This window comes from Dankookia rubra, from assembly GCF_004355005.1.
In the GTDB taxonomy this organism is placed as follows: Bacteria; Pseudomonadota; Alphaproteobacteria; order Acetobacterales; family Acetobacteraceae; genus Paracraurococcus; species Paracraurococcus ruber_A.
On record NZ_SMSJ01000011.1, the window covers coordinates 54,386 to 77,524 of the forward strand.

23 protein-coding genes are annotated in these 23,139 nt (G+C 72.1%); 14 read left to right on the plus strand and 9 right to left on the minus strand.

The genetic code is table 11. From position 1 onward, the window contains the following. Positions 1-21 precede the first annotated feature (21 nt). Positions 22-1,062 carry a hypothetical protein gene (locus tag E2C06_RS11370; protein ID WP_133288726.1) on the minus strand — a complete coding sequence of 347 codons (1,041 nt, stop codon included), beginning with the start codon at positions 1,060-1,062 and terminating at the stop codon, positions 22-24. 238 nt (positions 1,063-1,300) lie between these two features. Between E2C06_RS11370 and E2C06_RS11375 the strand changes: the two genes are divergently transcribed. From E2C06_RS11375 to E2C06_RS11405, 7 genes are all read left to right on the plus strand, one after another. Further along, positions 1,301-2,260: an alpha/beta hydrolase family protein gene (locus E2C06_RS11375; RefSeq protein ID WP_133288727.1), complete on the plus strand. Its 960-nt coding sequence runs from the start codon at positions 1,301-1,303 to the stop codon at positions 2,258-2,260. A gap of 139 nt (positions 2,261-2,399) precedes the next feature. Continuing rightward, positions 2,400-3,188 (plus strand): DsbA family protein, encoded by a 789-nt coding sequence (locus E2C06_RS11380; RefSeq protein ID WP_165982335.1) that lies wholly within the window; start codon positions 2,400-2,402, stop codon positions 3,186-3,188. Positions 3,189-3,217: 29 nt separating this feature from the next. Continuing rightward, on the plus strand, positions 3,218-3,751 hold the full coding sequence (locus tag E2C06_RS11385) for a hypothetical protein (protein ID WP_133288729.1): 534 nt from the start codon (positions 3,218-3,220) through the stop codon (positions 3,749-3,751). Continuing rightward, positions 3,748-4,359, plus strand: a complete 612-nt coding sequence (locus E2C06_RS11390; RefSeq protein WP_133288730.1) for a hypothetical protein — start codon at positions 3,748-3,750, stop codon at positions 4,357-4,359. The genes E2C06_RS11385 and E2C06_RS11390 overlap by 4 nt, the downstream gene beginning before the upstream one ends. 35 nt (positions 4,360-4,394) lie before the next feature. Further along, entirely contained in the window at positions 4,395-4,985 is a 591-nt protein-coding gene (locus E2C06_RS11395) for a hypothetical protein (RefSeq protein WP_133288731.1), read from the plus strand. Between the two features lie 100 nt (positions 4,986-5,085). Further along, a complete protein-coding gene (locus E2C06_RS11400; RefSeq protein WP_133288732.1) occupies positions 5,086-7,935 on the plus strand; it encodes an ATP-dependent DNA helicase in 2,850 nt (949 codons plus the stop codon). 111 nt (positions 7,936-8,046) lie between these two features. Then, a complete protein-coding gene (locus tag E2C06_RS11405) occupies positions 8,047-8,463 on the plus strand; it encodes a tellurite resistance TerB family protein (protein WP_133288733.1) in 417 nt (138 codons plus the stop codon). A 144-nt stretch (positions 8,464-8,607) separates the two neighbouring features. On the opposite strand, the gene E2C06_RS11410 is transcribed toward E2C06_RS11405, so the two are convergent. From E2C06_RS11410 to E2C06_RS11435, 6 genes are all read right to left on the minus strand, one after another. Further along, positions 8,608-9,159, minus strand: a complete 552-nt coding sequence (locus E2C06_RS11410) for a cyclase dehydrase (RefSeq protein WP_133288734.1) — start codon at positions 9,157-9,159, stop codon at positions 8,608-8,610. Beyond that, the gene (locus tag E2C06_RS11415) at positions 9,156-10,325 is read right to left on the minus strand and encodes a zinc-dependent alcohol dehydrogenase (protein WP_133288735.1); all 1,170 of its coding nucleotides are present in this window, start codon (positions 10,323-10,325) and stop codon (positions 9,156-9,158) included. Before E2C06_RS11415 ends, E2C06_RS11410 begins: the two co-directional genes overlap by 4 nt. A gap of 62 nt (positions 10,326-10,387) precedes the next feature. Then, entirely contained in the window at positions 10,388-11,347 is a 960-nt protein-coding gene (locus tag E2C06_RS11420) for a cation diffusion facilitator family transporter (protein WP_133288736.1), read from the minus strand. Between the two features lie 4 nt (positions 11,348-11,351). Further along, positions 11,352-11,822, minus strand: a complete 471-nt coding sequence (locus E2C06_RS11425) for a nuclear transport factor 2 family protein (protein WP_133288737.1) — start codon at positions 11,820-11,822, stop codon at positions 11,352-11,354. A gap of 88 nt (positions 11,823-11,910) precedes the next feature. Next, positions 11,911-12,705 carry a Bax inhibitor-1/YccA family protein gene (locus E2C06_RS11430; RefSeq protein WP_133288738.1) on the minus strand — a complete coding sequence of 265 codons (795 nt, stop codon included), beginning with the start codon at positions 12,703-12,705 and terminating at the stop codon, positions 11,911-11,913. A 185-nt stretch (positions 12,706-12,890) separates the two neighbouring features. Beyond that, entirely contained in the window at positions 12,891-15,464 is a 2,574-nt protein-coding gene (locus tag E2C06_RS11435; protein WP_241671223.1) for an ABC transporter permease, read from the minus strand. A gap of 224 nt (positions 15,465-15,688) precedes the next feature. On the opposite strand from E2C06_RS11435, the gene E2C06_RS11440 reads away from it, so the two are divergent. After that, on the plus strand, positions 15,689-16,462 hold the full coding sequence (locus E2C06_RS11440; RefSeq protein WP_133288740.1) for a TerC family protein: 774 nt from the start codon (positions 15,689-15,691) through the stop codon (positions 16,460-16,462). Here the strand turns inward: E2C06_RS11440 and E2C06_RS11445 are convergent. Continuing rightward, positions 16,401-17,204 carry an SDR family NAD(P)-dependent oxidoreductase gene (locus tag E2C06_RS11445; protein ID WP_338324206.1) on the minus strand — a complete coding sequence of 268 codons (804 nt, stop codon included), beginning with the start codon at positions 17,202-17,204 and terminating at the stop codon, positions 16,401-16,403. The genes E2C06_RS11440 and E2C06_RS11445 overlap by 62 nt on opposite strands. Positions 17,205-17,243: 39 nt before the next feature. Here E2C06_RS11445 and E2C06_RS11450 point away from each other — a divergent pair, with 39 nt between their 5' ends. Then, positions 17,244-18,143 carry a YicC/YloC family endoribonuclease gene (locus tag E2C06_RS11450; RefSeq protein WP_241671224.1) on the plus strand — a complete coding sequence of 300 codons (900 nt, stop codon included), beginning with the start codon at positions 17,244-17,246 and terminating at the stop codon, positions 18,141-18,143. Continuing rightward, on the plus strand, positions 18,133-18,786 hold the full coding sequence (gene gmk / locus E2C06_RS11455; RefSeq protein WP_133288742.1) for a guanylate kinase: 654 nt from the start codon (positions 18,133-18,135) through the stop codon (positions 18,784-18,786). The genes E2C06_RS11450 and gmk overlap by 11 nt, the downstream gene beginning before the upstream one ends. Here the strand turns inward: gmk and E2C06_RS11460 are convergent, their stop codons facing one another. Further along, positions 18,787-19,305, minus strand: coding sequence for a DUF4142 domain-containing protein (locus E2C06_RS11460; RefSeq protein ID WP_165982336.1), 519 nt, complete (start codon positions 19,303-19,305; stop codon positions 18,787-18,789). Between the two features lie 127 nt (positions 19,306-19,432). Between E2C06_RS11460 and E2C06_RS11465 the strand changes: the two genes are divergently transcribed. The 4 genes from E2C06_RS11465 (at position 19,433) to E2C06_RS11480 (ending at position 23,117) form a co-directional block, all read left to right on the plus strand. Continuing rightward, on the plus strand, positions 19,433-19,813 hold the full coding sequence (locus E2C06_RS11465) for a DUF4267 domain-containing protein (RefSeq protein ID WP_165982337.1): 381 nt from the start codon (positions 19,433-19,435) through the stop codon (positions 19,811-19,813). Positions 19,814-19,879: 66 nt separating this feature from the next. Beyond that, on the plus strand, positions 19,880-20,827 hold the full coding sequence (locus E2C06_RS11470; RefSeq protein ID WP_133288745.1) for an NAD(P)/FAD-dependent oxidoreductase: 948 nt from the start codon (positions 19,880-19,882) through the stop codon (positions 20,825-20,827). A gap of 62 nt (positions 20,828-20,889) precedes the next feature. Beyond that, positions 20,890-21,546, plus strand: a complete 657-nt coding sequence (locus E2C06_RS11475) for an HAD family hydrolase (RefSeq protein WP_133288746.1) — start codon at positions 20,890-20,892, stop codon at positions 21,544-21,546. Positions 21,547-21,551: 5 nt separating this feature from the next. Next, on the plus strand, positions 21,552-23,117 hold the full coding sequence (locus E2C06_RS11480) for an alpha-amylase family glycosyl hydrolase (RefSeq protein WP_133288747.1): 1,566 nt from the start codon (positions 21,552-21,554) through the stop codon (positions 23,115-23,117). The last annotated feature ends 22 nt before the right edge of the window (positions 23,118-23,139 follow it).

The window sequence follows — 23,139 nt, forward strand, 5'->3', positions numbered from 1 at the left end:
CCGGTTCCCGGCCGGGCGGCGTCAGCCGAGGTCCAGCGCCATCGGCTGCCGCGCCGGCGCCGGCGCCGGCACCCGGCCGGTCTCCGCCGCCGCCCCGACCGTGTCCAGCCAGGCCCGGTCGCAGGCGCCGCCGAGCGCCACCTGGTCGGCCATCTGCACCTGGTCCGAGCCGGCCCAGCCCGTGCCCACCGGCCGCAGGAAACGGTCGAGCCGCGCTTCCAGCCCGACCGCATCCCGCACCAGCAGGCCGAGCGCGGCGAGGTCGCGCGACAGGGCCAGCGGCTCCGCCTCCATGTAGCGGTTGGACCGTTCCAAGGCCTCGACCGGGAGGGGCACGCGGACCATCGCGACCCGCGTCGCATAGGGCGGCTGGCCGCCCGGATGCACCATGGTGCAGCTGCCCATGATCCCGGCCAGCAGGCTGCCCGGCGGGGCCGGCAGATGCAGGTGGAAGCTGACCGGCGGGGCGCCGGGGCTGCCCGTGGTGAGTGGCAGCGCCAGCATGCTGCCGACGATCATCACCCGTCCCGCCACATGGCTGCGGCCGAGCGAGAGCGCCTGGGAATAGCAGGCGGTCAGCCCCTCGGCACGGCGCGGCGACGGCTCGATCACCAGCGCGCCGCGCAGGATGCGGCCCTGGTAATACGGCGATTGCGCCTGGGAGTAGCAGGCATAGCTGCCGCAGAGATAGCGCGTCGCCACCCCGGCCGCGTCGTCCTCCGGCGGGGTGTCCAGCCCGGCGCGGCGGAGCAGGTCGGCGCGGTCCGCCCGGCCGTCGCCGCAGAGCGCCTCGAGGAAGCTGTCCAGCCCGCAGCCCGCCACCCAGCTCCCCGCCTGGGCCAGTCCGAGCAGCCGGGCCCAGTCCTCGTAGATCTGCGCCGAGCGCGGCAGCGACCGCCCCTGGACCCATTTGTAGGACCGGTCGAGATCGAAGCCGGTCTGCGGGTTCACCCGGCGGAAGGCGGCGCAGAGTTCCTTCTGGCTGATGCCGCCGAGCAGGGCCGCGGTGAGGCGCAGCTTCGCCGCGACGTCGCGGGCTTTCCGCAGATCGGTGTTGCGCATGGCCGCTTCCAGGAATCTATGGTTTCTTACCGAAACAGGTACAGGCGACTTGCCGGTGGATGGTAGTTCGCGGCAGGAACATCCGTCCTGTCTAGGCCGCTTCTTCGTGGAACTTCCAGGAATTCCAGACAAGTTGATTGCGGATCGTGGCCCCATGACTGGTGATCGCGCAGGAATACGCGGCGCGGGGAAGCAGATGGCAATGGCGGACGCGATGGTTACTATCCGGGAACCGGATATGCGGCACGACCAGGTCGCGGAATGGTCGGGTATGCGGGAGGGCCACGGACCGCACCACGCCCGTCACCCCGGCTGCGACCGCGGGCATCACGGCCCGCATGGGCCTGGCGCGGGAGAGGACACCCCGGGGCCCGGCCTGCCGGAGGCGAGCCCCCCGCCCGACACCGCGACCCTGCTCAACGCCGCCAACTGGACTTACGACCGCGACCTGGCGAACCTGCCGGCGGGGCTGCGCTTCCTGGAAGCGGGCGGTCAGCCCCTGGCGCTGGAAGTCACCGCGGACGGCTTCTACGGCGCCGCCTTCCTGACCGCGGCCAACCAGCTCGTCCTCGCCTTCGAGGGCACCCATATCTCCGCCCTGTCGAGCGACCCGGAATTCGTCGCCGCCCAGGTCCTCGCCGACGGCCTGATCTTCGCCGGCATCGTGCCGCCCGCCTTCGGCGACGCGGTGCGCTTCGCCGAGGCCGCGCTGGCCGCCGCCGCGGCGCTGGGCATCCCGGATACCGCGGTCTACCTCACCGGCCATTCGCTCGGCGGCGGGGAGGCGGCCTTCGTCGCGGCGCAGCTCGACCTGCCCGGCGAAACCTATGGCGCGCCCGGCCTGCCGCCCGGCAGCATTCCGGCCGGCGCGAGCTCGCTGCTGACCAACTATGTCGAATACGGCGACCCCGTCGGCAACTACAGCGCCGAGCCCGACGTGCTGAACGGCTTCGTCCAGAGCCCGGGCATCCTGCGCTTCGGCCCGCCGAGCTATCTCGGCAACCCGCTCGAGGGGCTCGCGCTGCAGGCTGCCGGCGCTCTCTTCGGCCCGGACTCGACGGCCGAGGAGAATGCCGCGGGCCTTGCGGCGCTCGGCGCCCTGGCCCGGCAGTACCATGTGCTGACCACCTATGCCGCCGATCTCGGCGTCAAGCTGCAGGCGCCCGGCGAGCCCCTGTCCGACTTCCCCTTCGCATGACGCGGTGGGGAAGGTGTTGGAAGCTCCTGGAATTCCAGCAATCCGGCTTGCCGGCCTGCAGGCCGCAGGCGCCAGATCAGCGCCGGGGCATCCTGGGCCACAGGCCACCGGCACCCCCCGAAGTGGAGAATCCCAGCCGATGATCAGCCGCCTGCGCCGCCTGGCCTTGCTGCTCGCCCTGGCCGCCGCGCCGGGCTTGGCCCCCCGCGAGGCCGCGGCGGAGCCCGTGCCGCTGACCGAGGCGCAGAAGGCGGCCGTGCAGCAGCTGATCCACGACTACTACATCGAGCACCCCGAGGCGCTGATCGAGGCTTTCCAGCGCGCCCAGGCGACCCTGCGCGCGCAGCAGCAGAACACGGCGAAGCGCATGCTGGTCGAGCGCCGGGACGAGCTGGTCGCCGACCCGCAGGCGCCGGTCGCCGGTAATGCCCGCGGCGACGTCACGATCGTCGAATTCTTCGACTACCGCTGCGCCTATTGCAAGAAGGCGCATCCCGGCATGGCCGGGCTGCTGGCCGACGAGCCGGGGTTGCGCTTCGTGCACAAGCAGCTCCCAGTGCTCGGGCCGGAGTCGGTCTTTGCCGCGCGCGCGGCGCTCGCCTCGGTCGCGCAGGGCCGCTACCTCGCCTTTCACGACGCGATGATGGGCGCCAGCGGAGCACTGACCAACGAGGCGGTCTTCGCCATCGCCGACCGGGTCGGCCTCGACCGCGCCCGGCTGGCCCGCGACATGGTCTCGCCCGAGGTCGATGCGGCGCTGGCGAGGAACGCGGCCCTGGCCAAGCAGCTCGGCATCAACGGCACCCCCTCATTCGTCGTCGGCGACATGATGATCCCGGGCGTCGCCGAGCCCGCGGCGCTGCGCCAGCTGATCGCCGCGCAGCGCCAGGGCGGCGACCGCGCCGGCACGGCCGCGGTCATCCGATAGGCGGAAGCCTGGAACAGGTGGAGGAAACCATGCAGGCGAACAGACGCGATGCGCGGCGCAATGACCGTGCCGGCTGGTGGTGCGGCATTCTGGTGCTCGGCCTGGCGCTGGCCGCCGCCGCGCCGGCCCTGGCGCAGAAGGACGGTCTCTACGACGAGGGCCGCGTGCTCGAGCACATGCGGAACGAATGCCGTGGCACGCCGGATTGCATGACGGTCGAATCCCGCGACCGCCGGGTCGCCGTGGGCCAGTCGGCGATCGTCCGGGCGCATTGCCCTTCGAGCCACCCTCATGTGGTGGGCTGGGACACCGAGCAGAGCGAGCACTTGGCTGTCACCGCGCTGCCGCCGAAGCCGCAGGCCGGCGCCGCGCCCGATCCCGAGGATGCGGGCAGCCTCGTCGCCAGCCGCGTGCTGGTCGGCGCCACGAACAACGGCGACAAGGTCGGCCGGGTCACGCTCTTCGTCGGCTGCAGCGCCGGCGTGCCGAAGGTGACGGCGACGCTGCGGCACCGCAGCGGCGTGCCGTCGCACCACACCACCTTCAGCGGAGGTCCGCGGTGAGCGGCGCGGCCGTGCGAGCCGCCGGCACGCGCGCGATGCGCGCGGCGCGGGGCCTGGCCGCAGCGCTGCTGCTCGGCGCCCTGCTGCATCCCGCCGCGGCCCGCGCCGATGCCTGCGACGGCGGCGCCACCACCATCCCGAGCTGCCAGCCGCAGGTGCAGGCGCCGGTCGCCTATACTGGCTGGGAGACCCAGGGCTGGGCCTATTACTGCACCGGCGACCATCCCTACTACTGGGGCGCCAGCTCCTACATCCTGGGCAATTTCAGCTCGAACAACAGCTGCTTCTCGGTCGCCGAGGATGTCTTCGCCGAGAACCAGGCAAACAAGTTCGACGCCACCCTGACCAACTGGTGCCTGAACGACCAGAGCATCGTGATCACGCTGGGATGCTCGCAGCAGCCGCCGCCCGGCTTCCCCGCGACCTGCAACATCACCGGCGACCCGGTCGGCGACCCCGGCTGCACGACCACGAACATCACCAATCACTGTTCCAGCACCAACCCGCCGGTGTGCTTCCAGACCTCGTCCGAGACCTGCGGCGACGGCACCAGCTACAGCTGCACGACCGACCTGGCGGTGACCTGGTGCTTCAAATGCGGCAGCTGAGGACAGCCGGGACGGGAAGGGAAAGGACAACGGACATGCCGAAGCGATTCGGGGTGCTGCTGGCGGCCTCCCTGGTGGCGGTCCTGCTCGCGGGCCTCCTGCACCCGTCGCCGGCCCAGGCGGGCCCTTGCGGCCCCTATTTCAACGGCGACATCCCGGACTGCGAGCCGCAGGTGCAGGCGCCGGTCTCCTACGGCGGCTGGGAGACGCAGGGCTGGGCCTATTACTGCACCGGCGACCATCCCTACTACTGGGGGCTGAGCTACTCGAACTATGCCGGCAACTACACCTGGGACAACTCCTGCTTCTCCGGCATCCAGAACGAGTTTTTCGAGGACCAGCCGAACAAGTTCGACGCCACCTTCACCAACTGGTGCCTTAGCACCCAGAGCATCGTCGTGACGCTGGGCTGCTCGAAGCAACCCCCACCGGGCTACGGCGCGGCCTGCAGTTTCAGCGGCGGGCCGGTCGGCGACCCCGGCTGCACCCAGTCGAACGCCCAGAACCACTGCTCCAGCACCAACCCGCCGGTCTGCTTCCAGACCTTCTCCGAGACCTGCGGCGACAACTCGAAGTATACCTGCACGATCGATCTGCTGGTGACCTGGTGCTACAAGTGCGACTGAGGCTCCGGGCGCGGCTGCGGCCGGGGCGCTGACCGCGCGGGAGGGCTGCGTGCCGGCAGCTGGCGACCATTCGGCCCGGTTGCGCTAGGATGGGCCATCCATGGCCCTTCCCCCCCGACTCCTGCTGCCCGACGCCCCGGCCCTGATCGCCGGCCATGGCCGCGCCACCCTGCTGACGCCGGATGGCGAGCTGCTGGAGGTCCCCTCCGCCGGGCTGCGCCGGGCGCTGGACGGCGCGCCGCCGCTGCTGGTGCACGGGCCGGCGACTGCGCGCCGGCTGGACCTGCCGCGCTTCGATGCCTGCTTCGACTTGCTGGAACTCTTCGCCTTCTGCCTGCCAGCCCGGCCGGCGGCGCCGACGCCGCGCGGCCTGGCCCTGGCGCTCGACCTGGACGCGCCGGCCGACGATGCCGCGGCGGCCGCCCTGCTGCCGGAGATGGCGACCATCCTGCTGCGCCGCCTGGCCGCCGGCCGCACCCAGCCGATGAACCGCGACGCCGGCATGCTGGCGGCGCAGCTGAAGAAGGCCGCCGCCTGGCCTTGGGCGGATTCGGTGCTGGCCGCGCTCGGCGGCGGGGAGGAGAAGCCCTCGCTCGACCCCTACAAGGTCTGGCGCCGCCTGCCGGATTGGGAGGACCCCGGCCCCGCCCAGCCGCCCGCCAGCTTCGATGTCTCCCCCAACGAGGCGCGCGCCAGGCTCGGCCATATACTGGGGGAGGGGGCGGAGCAGCGGCCGCAGCAGGCCGACTATGCCTCGGCCGCCGCCGGCGCCTTCGCGCCGCGGGCCGACCAGGGATCGCCGCATGTGGTGCTTGCCGAGGCCGGCACCGGCACCGGCAAGACCCTCGGCTACATCGCCCCGGCGAGCCTCTGGGCGGAGCGCAACGGCGCGCCGGTCTGGATCTCCACCTTCACCCGCAACCTGCAGCGGCAGATCGACCAGGAGCTCGGCCGGCTCTACCCGGACCCGGAGGAGCGGCGTCGCCGCGTCGTCGTCCGCAAGGGGCGGGAGAACTACCTCTGCCTGCTGAACATGGAGGAGATGCTGGGCCAGGCCGGGCATCCCGACCTGGCCGTGCCGCTCGGCCTGGTCGCCCGCTGGGCGCTGGCGACGCGGGACGGCGACCTGATGGGGGGCGACTTCCCCGGGTGGATCGTCGAGCTGCATGGCCCTGCCGCCATCTGGCCGCTGGCCGACCGGCGCGGCGAGTGCATCCGCTCCGCCTGCCCGCGCTACAAGCAGTGCTACGTCGAACACTCGATCCGCCGCGCCCGGACCGCATCGCTGGTCGTCGCCAACCATGCGCTGGTGATGGTGCAGGCCGCGCTCGGCGGCGGCGAGGACGGAAGGCCGCTGCGCTACGTCTTCGACGAGGGCCACCACCTCTTCGACGCGGCGGACGCCGCCTTCAGCGCCGCCATCAGCGGCGCCGAGACCGCCGAGCTGCGCCGGTGGCTGCTGGGCGCCGAGGGCGGCCGCAGCCGGGCGCGCGGCCTCAGGCGCCGGATCGAGGAACTGGCCGGCGACATCCCGGAACTGCTGGCACCGATGGAGGCCGCGCTGCAGGCCGCCCGCGCGCTGCCCGGCCTCGGCTGGGTCACGCGCCTGTCGGAGGGGCCGCGCGAGGACTACGGGGAGCCGACGATCCCCCCTCCGGGCGACGCCGCCCGCGATGATCGCAGGCGGCTCAGCGAGGCCGCCGCCGAGCGCCAGGCCAACCCGACCGAGCTCTTCCTTCGCGCCGTCCGCCGCCAGGTCCTGGCCCGGGCGCCGGAGGAGGAGGGGACCTACGACGTCGAATGCGACCTCCACCCGCTCGGGGAGGACATCCCCGAGGCGGCCGAGGCGCTGGAGCGTGCCCTGAAGCGGGTGGAGGAGCCGCTGGCGTCGCTGCGCGACCGCCTGATGGCGCGGCTCGAGGACGAGGTGGAGGAGCTCGAGACCGGCGACCGCATCCGCATCGAGACAGCGGCCAAGGGCATCGAGCGCCGCGCCTTGATGCCGCTGAAGGCCTGGCAGGCCATGCTGCGCGCCCTGCGCGAGCCGCCGGCGCTGCCCGGCGTGCGGCGCGACTTCGTGGACTGGCTGGCGCTGACCCGGCGGGAGGGGCGGGAGGTCGATGCCGGCCTGCACCGCCACTGGCTGGACCCGACGACGCCCTTCGCGCTGGCCGTCGCAGCGCCCTCGCATGGCATGCTCATCACCTCGGCGACGCTGCGCGACGCCGGCCTCGCCGAGGACCAGGAGGCCGCCTGGACCGCGGCCGAGGCCCGCACCGGCGCCAGCCACCTGAGCGCGCCGGCGATCCGCGCTGCCGTCGCCTCCCCCTTCGACTATGCGGCGCGCACCCGCGCTTTCGTCGTGACGGACGTGGACAAGGCGCGCAACGGCCAGGTCGCGGCGGCGATGCAGGCGCTGTTCCAGGCCTCGGGCGGCGGCGGGCTCGGCCTCTTCACCGCCATTCGCCGGCTGCGCGACAGCTTCCGCCACATGGCGCCGGGACTGGAGGCGGCGGGTATCCCGCTCTATGCCCAGCATGTCGACGCGATGGACAACGCCACGCTAGTCGACGTCTTCCGGGCGGAGGAGAATTCCTGCCTGCTCGGCACCGATGCCATGCGGGACGGCGTCGACGTCCCCGGCCGGTCGCTGCGCCTGCTGGTCTTCGACCGGGTGCCCTGGCCACGCCCTTCCATCCTGCACCGGGAGCGCCGCATCCACCTCTCGGGCGGCGAGCCGAAGGCCTATGACGACGCCCAGGCCCGGCACCGGCTGCGTCAGGCCTTCGGCCGGCTCATCCGCCGCCACGACGACCGTGGCGTCTTCGTGCTGCTCGACCGGTCCTGCCCCACCCGCCTGCTGGCCGGCCTGCCGGAGGGCGTGCCGGTGCGCCGCCTCGGCCTCGCCCAGGTGGTGGCGGAAACGCGCGACTTCCTCAGCCACCCGTGAGCAATGTTACAGGACTAATCATTGACGTGAGGCGAGCGCGGCGCGACGAGATTGCCCAAGGAGGTTCCGCCCCGCACCGCGGCGACCGGACCGCCGGAACAGCGAGGCCCCATGCCCAATACGCGTTTCAACCCGCAGGAGGCGCTGGTCTGCGCCATGGTCCTCATGGCGGCCTCGGACCGCAACATGACCGATGCCGAGGTCGGGATGATGTCCCGCCTGGTGCAGGAGCTGCCGGTCTTCAGCGACTTCCACCCCGCCGGCATCGCCAGCGTGACGGAAACCTGCCTCGGCCTGCTGGAACGCGAGGATGGCCTCGACCGCGCCATGACGCTGATCCGCGACGCGCTGCCGCAGCGGCTGCGCGAGACCGCCTACCTGCTGGCCTGCGAGGTCGCCGCGGCGGATGGCGAGGCATCCCAGGCCGAGCTGCAGTTCCTGCAGGACCTGCGCATCGCGCTCGACCTCGACCGGTTGATCGCAGGGGCGATCGAGCGGGCGGCGAAGGCGCGGTACCAGGTCATTTGAAGGCCAGGGAGGAAGCGTCCTCCCGTTGGACGCAGTGCGTCCGACCCTCCTCTGTTTTTCTGACTGGGCACCTGCCGCGCGGCGAATGCTGACTCACAGAAATGGATGAGGGGGCTTGGGGGAGAATGCCTTCTCCCCCAACCTTCAGGCCGCGCTGCCCCAGGGCCGCAGCGGATCCGGGATGCGGAAATCCCTTGGCACCTCGAAGTCGCGGGCCGCGCCGCGCATCGCCTCGGCCGGCTTCGGCATGCCGCGGCGATCGCCATAGTCCCGCGCCAGCCGCTTCCGCTCCGTGATCTTCCGCTCGCCCAGCGCCCGGCCGCAGAGCACGTCGAGCAGCGTCACGCCGGCCACCGCGGCGATCGCCAGCCCGGCATTGCCGCGCTCCCGCCCACGCCCCGTCGCCAGCCCGCCGGCCAGGGTGCCGATGTCCAGCGCATCGCCGGCGACCCGACCCCAGATCCAGGGCGTCGGATCGCGCGAGGCGAGTATGCCGACCCCGGCAACGATCTCCCGCACGCCGTAGCCGGCGATCAGCTTCTCGTGGCCGCGCAGGCCGAGGCTGCGGGATACCGCATGCGGCGCCAGCAGCTCTGCAAGGCCCAGCCCGATGCTGAACCACCCGAGGCCCTGTGCCAGGCCGAGGGTGGTATCCGCGCGGCGTTCGCCGCGCCGCCGCGCCGCGCGCCCGCTCATGGCCGGATCACCACCTTGATGCAGCTGTCCAGCTTGTCGCGGAAGGTCTTGTACATCTCCGGCCCCTGTTCCAGCCCGACGCGGTGGGTGATGACGAAGGAGGGATCGATCTGCCCCTGCTCGATCCGGCGCAGCAGGTCGTCGCTCCAGCGGTTCACGTGGGTCTGGCCCATGCGGATGGTCAGGCCCTTGTTCATGGCCATGCCGAAGGGGATCTTGTCGAGCAGGCCGCCATAGACGCCGGGGATGGAGAGCACGCCGGCGGGGCGGCAGACATACATCATCTCCCGCAGCACATGCGGCCGGTCGGTCTCCAGCATCACCGCCTGCTTGGCGCGGTCGTACATGCTGTCGATCGTCGCCGTCGCATGGGCTTCCATGCCCACGGCATCGATGCACTTCTCCGGCCCCTTGCCGCCGGTCAACTCGTTCAGCCGCTCGACGATGCTGTCCTCGGAGAAGTTCAGCGTGGTGGCGCCGCCGGCCCGCGCCATCGACAGGCGCTCGGGCACGTTGTCGATCGCGATGACCTGCTTCGCGCCGAGCAGCACGGCGCTGCGGATCGCCATCTGCCCGACCGGGCCGCAGCCCCAGATCGCCACCGTGTCGGTCGGCTGGATGTCGCATTGCACCGCGGCCTGCCACCCCGTCGGGAAGATGTCGGACAGGAACAGCACCTGCTCGTCGGACAGGCTGGACGGCACCTTGATGTGCGTCTTGTCGGCGAAGGGCACCCGCAGATACTCGGCCTGGCCGCCGGGATAGCCGCCGGTCAGGTGGGTATAGCCGAACAGCCCCGCCGTGGTGTGGCCGAAGACCTTGTCGGCCATGTCCTTGTTGCGGTTGCTGCGCTCGCAGACGCTGAAATTGCCGCGCCGGCACTGGTCGCACTCGCCGCAGATGATGGTGAAGGGGATGACCACGCGGTCGCCCTTCTTCAGGTTGGTGCAGTCGGGCCCGACCTCCTCGACCACGCCCATGGTCTCATGGCCCATGATGTCGCCGTTCTTCATGCCGGGCATGAAATTGTCGTACAGATGCAGGTCGGACCCACAGATCGCGCAGGAGGTGACGCGGATGATGGCGTCCCGCGGCTGCTCGATCCTTGGATCGGGAACGTTGTCGCAACGGATGTCCTGCTTGCCGTGCCAGACCAGTGCGCGCATCCCGGGATTCCTTTTGGTATCCCCGTCGAACGCGGGCGGAGGCGCCAGGTTGTGCCGCCCGGTTACAGCGTCTCGGCAGGCGCCTGGGCGCAGGGATGCGCCGGGTCGCCGCTCTCCACCTGCAGGGTGGCATGGCCGATGCCGAAGCGCGTCCTGAGTTCGCCGCAGAGCGCCGTGAGGAAGCCGTCATCCATCGCGGCGCCGGGCCGGACCAGATGCGCGGTCAGCGCCGTCTCCGTGGTGGAGATCGCCCAGATGTGCAGATCGTGCACCTCGGTCACCCCCGCCTGGGCCGCGAGGAAGCCGCCGACAGCGGCGGGATCGATTGCCGGCGGCACGGCGTCCATCGCCAGATCGACCGATTCCCGCAGCAGCCCCCAGGTGCCCACCAGGATGACGCCGGCGATGATCAGGCCGAGCACGGGGTCCACCCAAAGCCAGCCGGTCGCCTGGATCAGCAGCGCGCCGGCGACAACCCCGGCGGAGACGCCGGCATCCGCCACCATGTGCAGGTAGGCGCCGCGACGGTTGATGTCGGCCTCCCGCCCCCGGGCGAAGAGCAGGGCGGTGGCGCCATTCACCACGATGCCGGCGGCGGCGACCCAGAGCATCCATCCGGTCGCCACCGGCTCCGGCGCGATCAGCCGCTGGACGGATTCGAGTGCGATGGCGCCGACCGCGACCAGCAGCAGCATGGCATTGGCCAGCGCCGCCAGGATGCTGGCGCGATGGAAGCCGTAGGTGCGCCGCCGGCTCGGCAGCCGGCGGGCCAGCCGCACCGCGACCCAGGCCAGCACCAGGCCGAGGACGTCCGAGAGGTTGTGGCCGGCATCCGCCAGCAGCGCCATCGAGGCGGCAATCAGCCCCGCCGCGACCTCCAGCGCCACGAAGCCGAGGTTGAGCGAGACGCCGAGGGCGAAGCCCCGCTCCTCCGGCCGCGGCCCGTGCCGGTGGTGCGCGTGGCCATGCCCATGGGCGTGGTCATGGCCATGGTGGTCATGCACATGGTGCGAATGGCCCATGCCGCTAGAGCCCCAGCGCCGTCAGGCCGGGATGGTCGGCCGGGCGCGGCCCCGGCGCCGGCCAGCGGAACAGCCGGTCGGCTTCCCGGATCGGCACGTCGTTGATGCTGGCATGGCGTTCGTGCATCAGGCCCTGCTCGTCGAAATCCCAGTTCTCGTTGCCATGGCTGCGGAACCAGGACCCGCTGTCATCGCGCCATTCATAGACGAAGCGGACCGCGATGCGGTTCCCGGCGAAGGCCCAGACCTCCTTGATCAGCCGGTAGTCCAGCTCCCGCGCCCACTTGCGGGTGAGGAACGCGGTGATCGCGGCGCGGCCCGAGAAGAACTCCGCCCGGTTCCGCCAGCGGCTGTCCTCGGTATAGGCCAGCGCCACGCGGGTGGGGTCGCGGCTGTTCCAGCCATCCTCGGCGGCGCGGGCCTTCTGCGCAGCGGTGTCAGCGGTGAAGGGCGGCAGCGGGGGGCGGGCGGTCATGGTGGGGCTCCTCCGAGGGTAAGGATAGCCACAAAAAAAGCCCCGGGGGTCTCCCCCCGGGGCCGTGCCGGACCGGAAAGGCCCTGGCTCAGTCGTTGCTCTGGCGGACGCCCACCAGCTGCAGCATCATCTGGAACAGGTTGATGAAGTTCAGGTAGAGGCCCAGCGCGTCCATCACGCTGCGCTTGCCCGCTTCCTCCGTCCCCTCGGCATAGGAATACTCGATGTAGTCCGCCTTGATCCGCTGGGTGTCGTAGGCCGTGAGGCCGACGAAGACGACCACGCCGATCAGGCTGATGGCGAACTGCAACGCCGAGGACTGCATGAACATGTTGACCAGCCCGGCGATGATGATGCCGATCAGGCCCATCATCATGAAGCTGCCCATCTTCGTCAGGTCGGCCTTGGTCGTGTAGCCGTAGAGGCTGACCGAGGCGTACATCGCCGCCGTGATGAAGAAGGTCGTGCCGATGCTGGCGCCGGTGTAGCGGAAGGCCAGGTTGCTCAGGCTCGCGCCCATGCAGACGCAGAAGGCCCAGAACAAAGCCTGCGACGTGGTCTTGCTCAGGCGGTTGTAGCCGAAGCTGAGGACCAGCGTGAAGGCGAGCGGCGAGAGCGCGGCGACCCAGAAGAGGATCGTCGGCTGCATGACGATGCGGCCGGACTGGGTGCGGGCGGCGGTGTAGAACAGCTCCTGCAGCGCAGGCACGCTGACCACCGCGATTGCGACGATGCCGGTGAGCAGCAGCCCCGAGGCCATCCAATTGTAGACCCGGAGCATGTACCCCCGGAGCCCGGCATCGACGGCGGCCGCGTCGGCGGTCGCTGTGCGACCCCAGCCAGGCGCACCCGTCTGGTATCGATAGTCGGGTTGAAGGGCCATAGGTGTCTCGAACCTCCCAAGGGGGGCAATCCCCGCGACGATGGTTATATGGAGAAGCTGTAACCCGTTTCAACGGGATTCCGCGTGAAAGCGGCAGCGACTCCAGCCGGCGCGCGGGAGCAGGCCGGCACCGCTAATGTAGGCTTCCGACGGTCGCAGTCCATGTAGCGAAGCGTGAAGAATCCCTATTCGTTCCGCAACAGGGGGCCGGGCCGCACCCGCAGGGCCAGGGCGGTGCCGATCTGGCCGCAGGCGAGGGTCAGCAGGGCGCAGCCGATCACCGTCGCCGCCAGGGTTCCCGGCAGCAGCGCCCAGTCCGCCCGCATGACCTGGGTGATCACTGCCCAGGCCGCGGCGCTGCCGGCCACCGCCGCCAGCAGCCCGGCGACCAGCCCGATCAGCGCATATTCCACCAGCCAGGCCGCGCGGATCTGCGCCCGGGTGGCACCGAGCGTCTTCAGCACCACCGCATCCCGCACCCTTTGCCGCTGCCCCGCGGCGACTGCCCCGGCCAGGACCAGGCCGCCGGCCAGCAGGGTCAGGCTGCCGGTCGCCGAGAGCGCGGTCCCGACGCGGCCGAGGATCGCCGCCACCGCCTCCAGCGCATCCCGCACCCGGATGCCGGAGATGTTGGGAAAGGCGTCGGTCAGACCCCGCAGCACGGCGCTGTCCTGCGCCGGGTCGCCGCGAACGGTAGCGATGTGGGTGTGCGGCGCGGCCTCCAGCAATCCGGGGGAGGCGACCAGGGTGAAGTTCATCCCCAGGCCGCGCCAATCCACCGCGCGCAGGTTGGCGACCTCGAGGTCGATGGTCCGGCCCAGCACGTTGACGGTGATGGCGTCGCCGATCCCCACCCCCCAGCCGCGGGCGATGCCCGCATCCATCGAGAGCAGCGGCTTGCCGCGGTAGTCGGCCGGCCACCAGCCGCCCTCCACCAGCTTGGTGCCCTCCGGCGGCATCGCGGCATAGGTCAGGCCGCGGTCGCCGCGCAGCGCCCAGGCGGTCTCCTCGGAGACCTTCACCTGCTCGGCCGGGACGCCCTTCACCGCGACCACGCGGGCGCGGAGGCTCGGGACGCGCTTCACCTCCGTCACCCCCGGCAGGGCGAGGGCGGTCGCGTCGAAGCGCTGGGCCTGGTCGGACTGGATGTCGATGAAGAAGAAGTTGGGCGCGCGGGCCGGCATCTCGGCCGCCAGCTGCCGGCGCAGGTTGCCCTCGATCTGGGCGATGGCGGCCAGCGTCGTCAGACCGATGCCGAGCGAGACCACCAGCAGCGCCGCCGGCGAGCCAGGCCGGTGCAGGTTGGCAAGGCCGAGCCGCAGGGCCGGGCGGCGGAGGTGGCCGAGCCGCCGCGCGCCGGCCGCCAGCGCCCAGGCGCCGCCGCGGAACAGCGCCAGCGCGGCGATGGCCGCGCCGCAGAAGCCGAGGGCGAACCAGCGGTCGCCCGAGGTGACGACGATCAACCCGACCAGCGCCGCGGCCGCCGCCAGGTTGAGGGCCAGCACCGCGCCGCCCGGCCAGGCCCCGGCCGGCTGCACCGCATCGCGGAACAGCGCCGCGCCGGAGATCCGCGCGGCACGGCCGAGCGGCCAGAGCGCGAAGGCCAGCGCGGTCAACAGCCCGTAGAGCGCCGCCAGCGCCAGCGGCGCCGGGTAGAGCGCCAGCCGCGGCGGCACCGGGAGTGAGCCCGACAGCGCCTGCGCCGCCGCCCAGGTCAGCGCATAGCCGCCCACCAGCCCGATCCCGATCCCGAGCGCCGCCAATGCCAGCACCTGGATCAGGTAGGTCAGAAAGATGATGGCGGCCGGGGCGCCGAGGCAGCGCAGCGTGGCGATCGAGCGCGCCCGCGCATCCAGCCAGCCGCGCACCCCGGTGCCGACGCCGATCCCGCCCACCAGCAGCGCGGTCAGCCCGGCGAGCGTGAGGAACGAGGCCGCGCGGTCGAGGAAGCGGTTCACCCCGGGCTCCGCCTGGTCGGCGGTGCGGATGCGCCAGCCCTCGGCGGCGAAGGCGGTCCGCAATTCATTGGCGAAGCGGGCGCGCGGAGTGCCCTCGGGCAGCCGGATGCGGAGGTCGTGCTGCACCAGGCTGCCGGGCTGGAGCAGCTGGGTGCGGGCCAGCATCGCCTCGGTGATCAGGGCGCGCGGGCCGAAGAGCGCGGGGGTGGTGGCCTTGTCGGGCTCCGCCCGCACTACCGCGGCAAAGACGAAGGAGGCCTCGCCGATCCGCACCCGGTCGCCGACGGCAAGGCCCAGCCGCTCCGCCACCAGCGGGTCGAGCGCCACGCGCGGGGCATTGGCCGCGGCCTCCTCGACCGGCGATTGCTGCAGGATCGGGACGGCGTTGAGTTCCTGGCGGTTGGCCAGCGGCACCGGCGGGTCGAGCTCGAGCGCCCCGAACAGCGGATAGGCCTTGTCGGCGGCCTTCATCTCGACCAGCATCCGCTCGCCCGAGGGCGCCACCAGCATCGAGCGCAGGGTGACCACGGCCGAGACCTGGCCGCCGCGCGCCTCGATCCAGGCGCGCGCTTCGGGCGTCGCCGGGCGGTTGCCGCTGCGGAGTTCCACGTCGCCGCCGAGGATGCGGGCACCATCCGCCTGCAACCCTGCCTCGATGCCCGCCCGCAGCGTGCCCACCGCGGCGATCGCGGCGACGCCGAGCGCCAGGCAGGCAAGGACGATCCGCAGGGAATGGATGCCGCCACGCAATTCGCGCCGCGCCAGCCGGAGGCCGAGTGCGAGCTGGCCAGCAGGACCCAAGGCGGTGCGCTCCAAACCTGATTTCGGGCGGATCGCAGTCCTTGATCCGGACCGGTCTCCGCCCGCGTGCATTGCTTTCCAGAGCAGATCGCTGCCGGGACTGCCGGCCCCGCGGCGACCTGATCTCACCTGGAGGTGGGGCCAGCCTGCCCCGATCCAAGGCCAGCCGGCAACGCCCAGGGTGACGAAGCGTTACCGCGGCCAAAGCCGGGACCGTATCGACCATGGACGCCGAAATCGCCGTCGCCCTCCTCGCCCTGATCGGGATGGAGGTGGTGCTCGGCATCGACAACCTCGTCTTCATCGCCATCCTGTCGAACCGGCTGCCGGAGGCGCAGCGGGTGCCGGCGCGGCGGATCGGCCTCGGCCTCGCGGTGCTGCTGCGCTTCGCCATGCTGGCCGGGACCAGCTGGCTGCTGACCCTGACCCGGCCGCTTCTCGAGGTCATGGGCCTCGGGATCTCCGGCAAGGACCTGATCCTGCTGGCCGGCGGGCTGTTTCTGATCGGCAAGGCGACGATCGAGATCCACCACCGGGTCGACCCCGACAGCCAGGCCGAGAGCCATGCGGCGGATGCCCGGCTGGCGTCCTTCTGGCCGACCGTCTTCCAGATCCTCCTGCTCGACATGGTCTTCTCCGTCGACAGCATCCTGGCCGCGGTCGCGCTGACGCGGGAGTTCTGGATCATCGCCACGGCGATCGTGGTCTCGGTCGTCGCCATGCTGTTCTCGATGGACGCGCTGTCCCGCTTCATGGAGCGCAACCCGACGGTGGTGATGCTGGCGCTGGCCTTCCTGGTGATGATCGGGATGGTGCTGGTCGCCGAGGGCCTCGGCGTGCACGTCCCGAAGGGCTTCGTCTACGTCGCCATGGCCTTCGCCGCGGCGGTGGAGGGGCTGAACCTGCTGGCCAAGCGAGCCGGCCGGCGCAAGCGGGTCACCCCACCCGCGGCAGCATCGACCCCTTCGCCGGCACCGCCGCGAACAACGCGGCCCTGAGCCCGGGCGGCAGGGCGCCGCCGAGCCATGCCGCCAGGTAGGTGGGCAGGGGATAGGCGATCCGCAGCTTCCCCGCGGCGATCCCGGACAGGGTCCGCCGCGCCGCCTCCTCGGGCGCCATCAGGAAAGGCATGGGAAAGGCATTGGCATCGGTCATCGGCGTTCGGATATAGCCGGGGCAGACCGCGTGCAGCCGGATGCCGCGTCGGCGCTCGGTGGCGTCCAGCGCCTCCGCCCAGCGCTGCACCGCGGCCTTGCTGGCGCAATAGGCCGGCGCCCCGGGCACCGCGATGAAGGCGGCGATCGAGGCGATAACGGCCACCCGCCCGCGCAGGCCCCCCGGGCCGGGCGCCTGGCCCGCCATGGTGTCCAGCGCCGGCAGGGCGGTGTTCAGCGCCCCGGTCACGTTGGTCTCGAAGATCGCCCGGGCCTGCTCGGCGGGCTCGGTCGATCCCCCCGTGCCGGCGGAGATGCCGGCATTGGCGATGACGAGGTCGAGCCGCCCGGCGCCGCCGATCCAGGCCGCCATCGCCGCCTGGTCGCGCACGTCGACGACCCGAGGCAGCGCGGCCGCACCTGCGGCCGCACATGCTTCCGCCGTCGCCGCCAGCCGCCCGGCATCCCTTCCGCCGAGATGCAGCGTGACCCCCGGCGCGGCGCAGGCCAGCGCCAGCGCCCGGCCGATGCCGGAGGAGGCGCCGGTCACCAGCACATGCTGCCAGGGCCAGGGGGGTGTCGCCATCGCTTGCATCCGATCCACCAAGGCGGGACAACCCGCCGCATGGGCACCCTTATGAGCATGACCGGCTTCGCGCGCGAGAGTGGCACGCTGGCCGACGGCACCAGCTTTGCCTGGGAGTTGCGAAGCGTGAACGGCCGCGGCCTCGACCTGCGGCTCCGGCTGCCGAACGGCCAGGACGCGTTGGAAGCGGCGCTGCGGGAGGCAACGGCGAAGCGCCTCAAGCGCGGCAACGTCTCGGCCAGCCTCACCCTGAAGCGCGAGGAGCGGCCGCGGCTGGTGGTGGATCGCGCGGCGCTCGACCAGGCGCTCGATCTGGCGCTGGAACTCGCCGGGCGGATCCGCGGCAGCGTCGCCCCGGCCGCCGAGGCGCTGCTGGCCCTGCCCGGCGTCATGCGGGCCGAGGTGGTGGAGCCCGACGAGGCGGCGGAGGCATCGAAGCGCGTGGCCCTGGCCAGGGCCTATGACGCCGCGCTGGCCGGCCTCGTCTCCGCCCGCCAGGCCGAGGGCGGCAAGCTGCAGGTGATCCTGGCCGGGCTGCTGGAGGAGATCGCCGCCCTCCGCGACGCCGCCGCCGCCGAGGCCGCCGGGCAGCCGGAGGCGCAGCGCGCGAAGCTGCTCGAAAGCCTGGCCGCGCTGCTGGGCGAGGGCGGACGCGCCCGGGTGCCGGAGGAGCGCCTCGCGCAGGAGGTCGCGTTGCTGGCGCAGAAATCCGACGTGCGGGAGGAGCTCGACCGGCTCTCCGCCCATATCGATGCCGCCCGCGCCTTGCTGGCAGCGGGCGAGGGCGCCGGCCGCAAGCTCGACTTCCTGACCCAGGAATTCGTCCGGGAGGCCAATACGCTCTGCTCGAAATCGGCTTCGGTGCCGCTGACGCGGATCGGCCTCGACCTGAAGGCGGCGATCGAGCGGCTGAAGGAACAGGCGGCGAATGTCGAATAGCGTGCCTTCCCACCCCACCCGCCGGGGCATCTGCCTCGTCCTCGCCTCCGCCCCCGGCGGCGGCAAGACCAGCGTCTCCCGCGCCCTGCTGGAGACCGAACCCGAATTGTCGCTCTCGGTCAGCGCCACCACGCGGGCGCCGCGCCCGGGCGAGCGGGAAGGGGAGCACTACTTCTTCCAGACGCCGGAGCAATTCGCCGATGGCGTCGCCGCCGGCGCCTTCCTGGAACACGCGACCTTCCTCGGCCGGTCCTACGGCACGCCGCGCGCGCCGGTCGAGGCGGCGCTGGCCGCCGGCCGCGACGTGCTGTTCGACATCGAGTGGCAGGGCCACCGGCAGTTGCAGCAAACGATGGCGGCCGATGTGGTCGGCATCTTCCTGTTGCCGCCGAGCCTGACCGAGCTGGAGCGCCGCCTGCGCGGCCGCAACCAGGACCCGGAAGACGAGATAGCCCGCCGCATGGTCGCCGCCCGCACCGAGATGCGGCACTGGGACGAGTTCGACCATGTGTTGGTGAACGAGGATTTCCCCGCGACCGTCGCGGCGGTGCGGGCGGTTCTGCATGCCGCGCGCACCCACCGCACGCGGCAGCCCTGGCTGGCCGGCTTCGTCGCCGGCCTGCTCGGTGATCAGCCGGGCTGATCAGCCCAGCATCTGCTGGATTTCCTGCAGCATCACCAGGTGCTGCTGGATCGACATCCGCGCCAGCACCGCGATGTGCTGCGTGTCGGTGCTGCGGTTGGTGTTGTCCAGGTAGCCCTGCTGGATCTGCAGCAGCTCCTGGTGCCCGGTGATCTGGCCGAGGATGTAGGCGCGGTCGAAGGCCGGGCCGGACTGTGCCTGCAGCGTCTTCAGCACCGCGGCGTGCTCGGCATCCAGCGGCACCGGCGGCGGGTTGTCGGCATTGGTCAGCACCTGGGCCACCGCGGTCTGCTCGGCGATCTCGAAGCCGGCGAACTGCTTCACCCGCGGGTTCTGCGCGCGTTCCAGCGCGATCTGGCTGGTCTGCTTGGCCAGCGTGCCGGCCATCAGCGTCATTGCCAGGTGCTCGGAGCCCGAAAGCCAGCGGGACGTGCCCTGCGCCAGCGCGAGGCGCGGGGAGAGGCTGAGCGAAAGTGCCGCGAGCCCGGCCGAGCCGAGCAGGATGCCGCGTCGATCCATGATATCGTTCCTTCTGCGCGAGAATGGGCCGGGCTGATTCGACCAGGCGCCTGGCGCGACAACGGCGGCGGCGCGCCGCGGTTCGCCGGGGAGGCGATACGGCCTGCCCATGCGTTGGCCCCGGCGCATGATCCTTCCGCGCGACCCCACCACTTGGCCGGCCCTGGCGCTGGCGCTTGCCCTCGCGGCACTCGGCCTGGTCTTCATCGCGGCGCCTGGCTGGGGCGCGGCGATCTTCGGCCTGCCGCCGCCCGAGGGCGCGGCGCTGGCCTATATCCCCGTCGTCGGCCTGCGCGACCTGGCCTTCGCCGGCTACCTGCTCGGCCTGGTGTGGCGGGGCGACCGCGACGCGGCGGCGCTGGTGCTGGCAGTGACGCTGCTGATCCCGCTCGGCGACATGACCATCCTGCTGGCGGCGCGTGGTCCGGACGCCGGCTGGCACCTGTTGCCGCACGCCGCCAGCGCCGCCGCGGTCGCCGGTGCCTGGCGCATCCTTCGTGCCGGCTGACGCCGCTGCGGCCTTTTGCCGCGCTGCAGCGTTGCCCCCGGCAGCACCGCCGAGAGGAGTCCCGCCATGCCGCACGACGAGGCGCCGCTCGACTGCCTGATCATCGGCGGCGGTCCGGCCGGGCTGACCGCCGCCATCTACCTCGCCCGTTTCCGCCGCCGCGTCCTGGTGGTGGACAGCGGCACGCCGCGCGCCGCTTGGATCCCCACCAGCCACAACATCCCCTTCTTCGCCGAGGGCATCGCCGGGCCGGAGATCCTGCGCCGCGACCGCGAGACCGCCGGCCGCTACGGCGTGCAGGTCGAGCCCGGCACCGTCGCCGGCCTGGCGCGGGACGCGGAGGGCTTCAGCGCCGCCACCCGGTCGCCCGAAGGCGGGTCCCGCACCATCCGCGCCCGCCGCGTGCTGCTGGCGACCGGCGCGGTGGACGTGGAGCCCGACCTGCCCGACCTGCCGGATGCGGTCCGCCGCGGCCTGGTGCGCTACTGCCCGATCTGCGACGGCTACGAATCCCGCGGCAAGCGCATCGCCGTCATCGGCCATGGCGAGCGCGGCCTGGGCGAGGCGCTGTTCATCGCCCGCACCTATTCGGACGACGTGACCCTGCTGACGCTCGGCTGCCCGATGGAACTCGACGAGAAGCAGCGCTCCTCCGTCACCGAGCATCGGCTGAAGCTGGTGGAGCAGCCGGTCGAGGCGCTGGACGTCCGGGATGGCCGCATCGCCGCCCTGCGCAGCGCCGGCGGCGAGCACCGCTTCGACCTGCTCTATTCCGCGCTCGGCCTGCATTACCGCTCGGAGCTCGCGGTGGCCCTGGGCGCGGAGCATGACGAGCGCGGCGCGCTGCGGGTGGACAGCCACAACCAGACCACCGTGCGCGGCCTCTATGCCGCCGGCGACATCGTCCGCGGCCTCGACCAGATTGTTGTCGCCATGGCGCATGCGGCGGTGGCGGCGACGCATATCCACAATCGTTGCGAATTGCCGACCGAGGACGAGGCGGACAACCGCTGAGGCCCGCGGGAACCCGCGCGGCGCTGGAAGGTTGCGCCCGCTCATCGCTGGAGGCTGTCCGCGTGCAAGCCGTGATCTTCGACGTCGATGGCACCCTGGTCGACACCGTCGACCTGCACGCCGGGAGCTGGGTCGCCACCTTCCGCCATTTCGGCCATGACGTCGCCTTCGACGCGGTGCGCGCGCAGATCGGCAAGGGCGGCGACCAGCTGATGCCGGTCTTCCTGCCGGACGCTGTGGTGGAGCGGGATGGCGAGGCGATGGAGGCTTTCCGCAAGGACCTCTACATGCGCGAGATGATCGGCCGCGCCCGCGCCTTCCCCGGTGTCGCCGAGCTGTTCCGCCGCATCCGCGCCGATGGCCGGCGCGTCATCCTCGCCTCCTCCGGCAAGCCGGACGAGCTGGCGCGCTACAAGACGCTCGCCGGAATCGAGGATCTGGTCGATGCCGAGACCACCTCGGCGGATGCCGAGCAGTCGAAGCCGCATCCCGACATCTTCCTCGCCGCGCTCGATGGCCTGCCGCCCGAGGAGGCCATCGTCGTCGGCGATTCGCCCTATGACGCCGAGGCCGCGGCGAAGGCCGGGCTGCGCACCGTCGGCCTGCTCTCGGGCGGCTTCCCCGAAGCGGTGCTGCGCGAGGCCGGCTGCATCGCCATCTACCGTGATCCGGCGGCGCTGCTGGAGGCCTACGACGCTTCCCCGCTCGGGCAGGGCTGAGCCGGATGCCGGCATGGTGGCAGGGCGCGGTCATCTACCAGGTCTGGCCGCGGTCGTTCCAGGACAGCGACGGCGATGGCATCGGCGATTTGCGCGGCATCGCGTCGCGGCTGGACCACCTGGTCACGCTCGGCGCGGACGCGGTCTGGATCTCGCCCTTCTACCCCTCGCCGCTGGCCGATTTCGGCTATGACGTCGCCGATCACTGCGGCGTCGACCCCGCTTTCGGCACGCTCGCCGACTTCGACGCGCTGGTCGCCGCGGCGCATGGTCGAGGCCTGCGCGTGCTGCTCGATTACGTGCCGAACCACACCGCGGATACGCATCCCTGGTTCGCCGCCAGCCGCAGCACGCGCGACGATCCGCGGCGCGACTGGTATGTCTGGCGCGATCCGGCGCCGGATGGCGGCCCGCCCAACAACTGGCTGAGCGAGTTCGGCGGCAGCGCCTGGACGCTGGACGCGGCGACCGGCCAGTATTTCTACCACGCCTACCTGCCGCAGCAGCCCGACCTGAACTGGCGCAACCCCGCGGTGCAGGACGCGATGCTCGACGTGCTGCGCTTCTGGCTCGACCGCGGCGTGGACGGCTTCCGGGTCGACGCGATCCACCACCTGTTCGAGGACACCGGGCTCCGCGACAATCCGCCCGATCCCGATTGGCAACCGGGGATGTCGCCGGCCCGCCGGGTGATCCGCGCCCGCACCATGGACCAGCCGGAGGTGCTCTCCGCCGTCGCCGCCATGCGCCGTGTCACGGATGGCTATGCCAACCAGCGCCTGCTGATCGGCGAAGCCTGGCTGCCGATCGACCGCCTGGTGGCCTATTACGGCGTCGACCTCGGGGGCTTCCACCTGCCCTTCAACTTCCACCTGATCACCACGCCCTGGTCCGCCGCGGCAATCGCCGACCTGGTGCGCCGCTACGAGGCGGCGCTGCCGCCCGGCGCCTGGCCGAACTGGGTGCTTGGCAACCACGACCGCAGCCGCGTCGCCAGCCGCCTCGGCCCGCAGCAGGCCCGCCTCGCCGCCATGCTGCTGCTGACGCTGCGCGGCACGCCGACGCTCTACCAGGGCGAGGAGCTCGGCCTGACCGACGTGCCGATCCCGCCGGCGCTGGTGCAGGATCCCTGGGAGAAGCGGGTGCCCGGCCTCGGCCTCGGCCGCGATCCGGTGCGCACGCCGCTGCCGTGGGAGGACGCGCCGCAGGCCGGCTTCACCACCGGCAAGCCCTGGCTGCCGCTGGGCGACGACCACGCCGCGATGAACGCCGCGGCACAGGCGCATGACCCGGCTTCGATGCTCTCGCTCTATCGTGCCCTGCTGGCGCTGCGGCGGCGGGAAGCGGCGCTGGCGCTCGGCAGGATCGAGTCCGTCGCGGCGGAGGGCGAGGTGCTGCGCTATGCCCGCATCGACCCGGGGGATGGCCGGCGGCTGCTGGTCGCGCTGAACCTCGGCGGCGCCGAGCAGGCGCTGGACGCCGCTGGCACGCCGCTGCTCTCGACCCATGGCGATTTCGGCAACCCGCATCGCCTGCGTCCCTACGAAGGTCTGGTGATCGACCCGGGGTGAGTGGCGCAACGGCGGCGCCCAG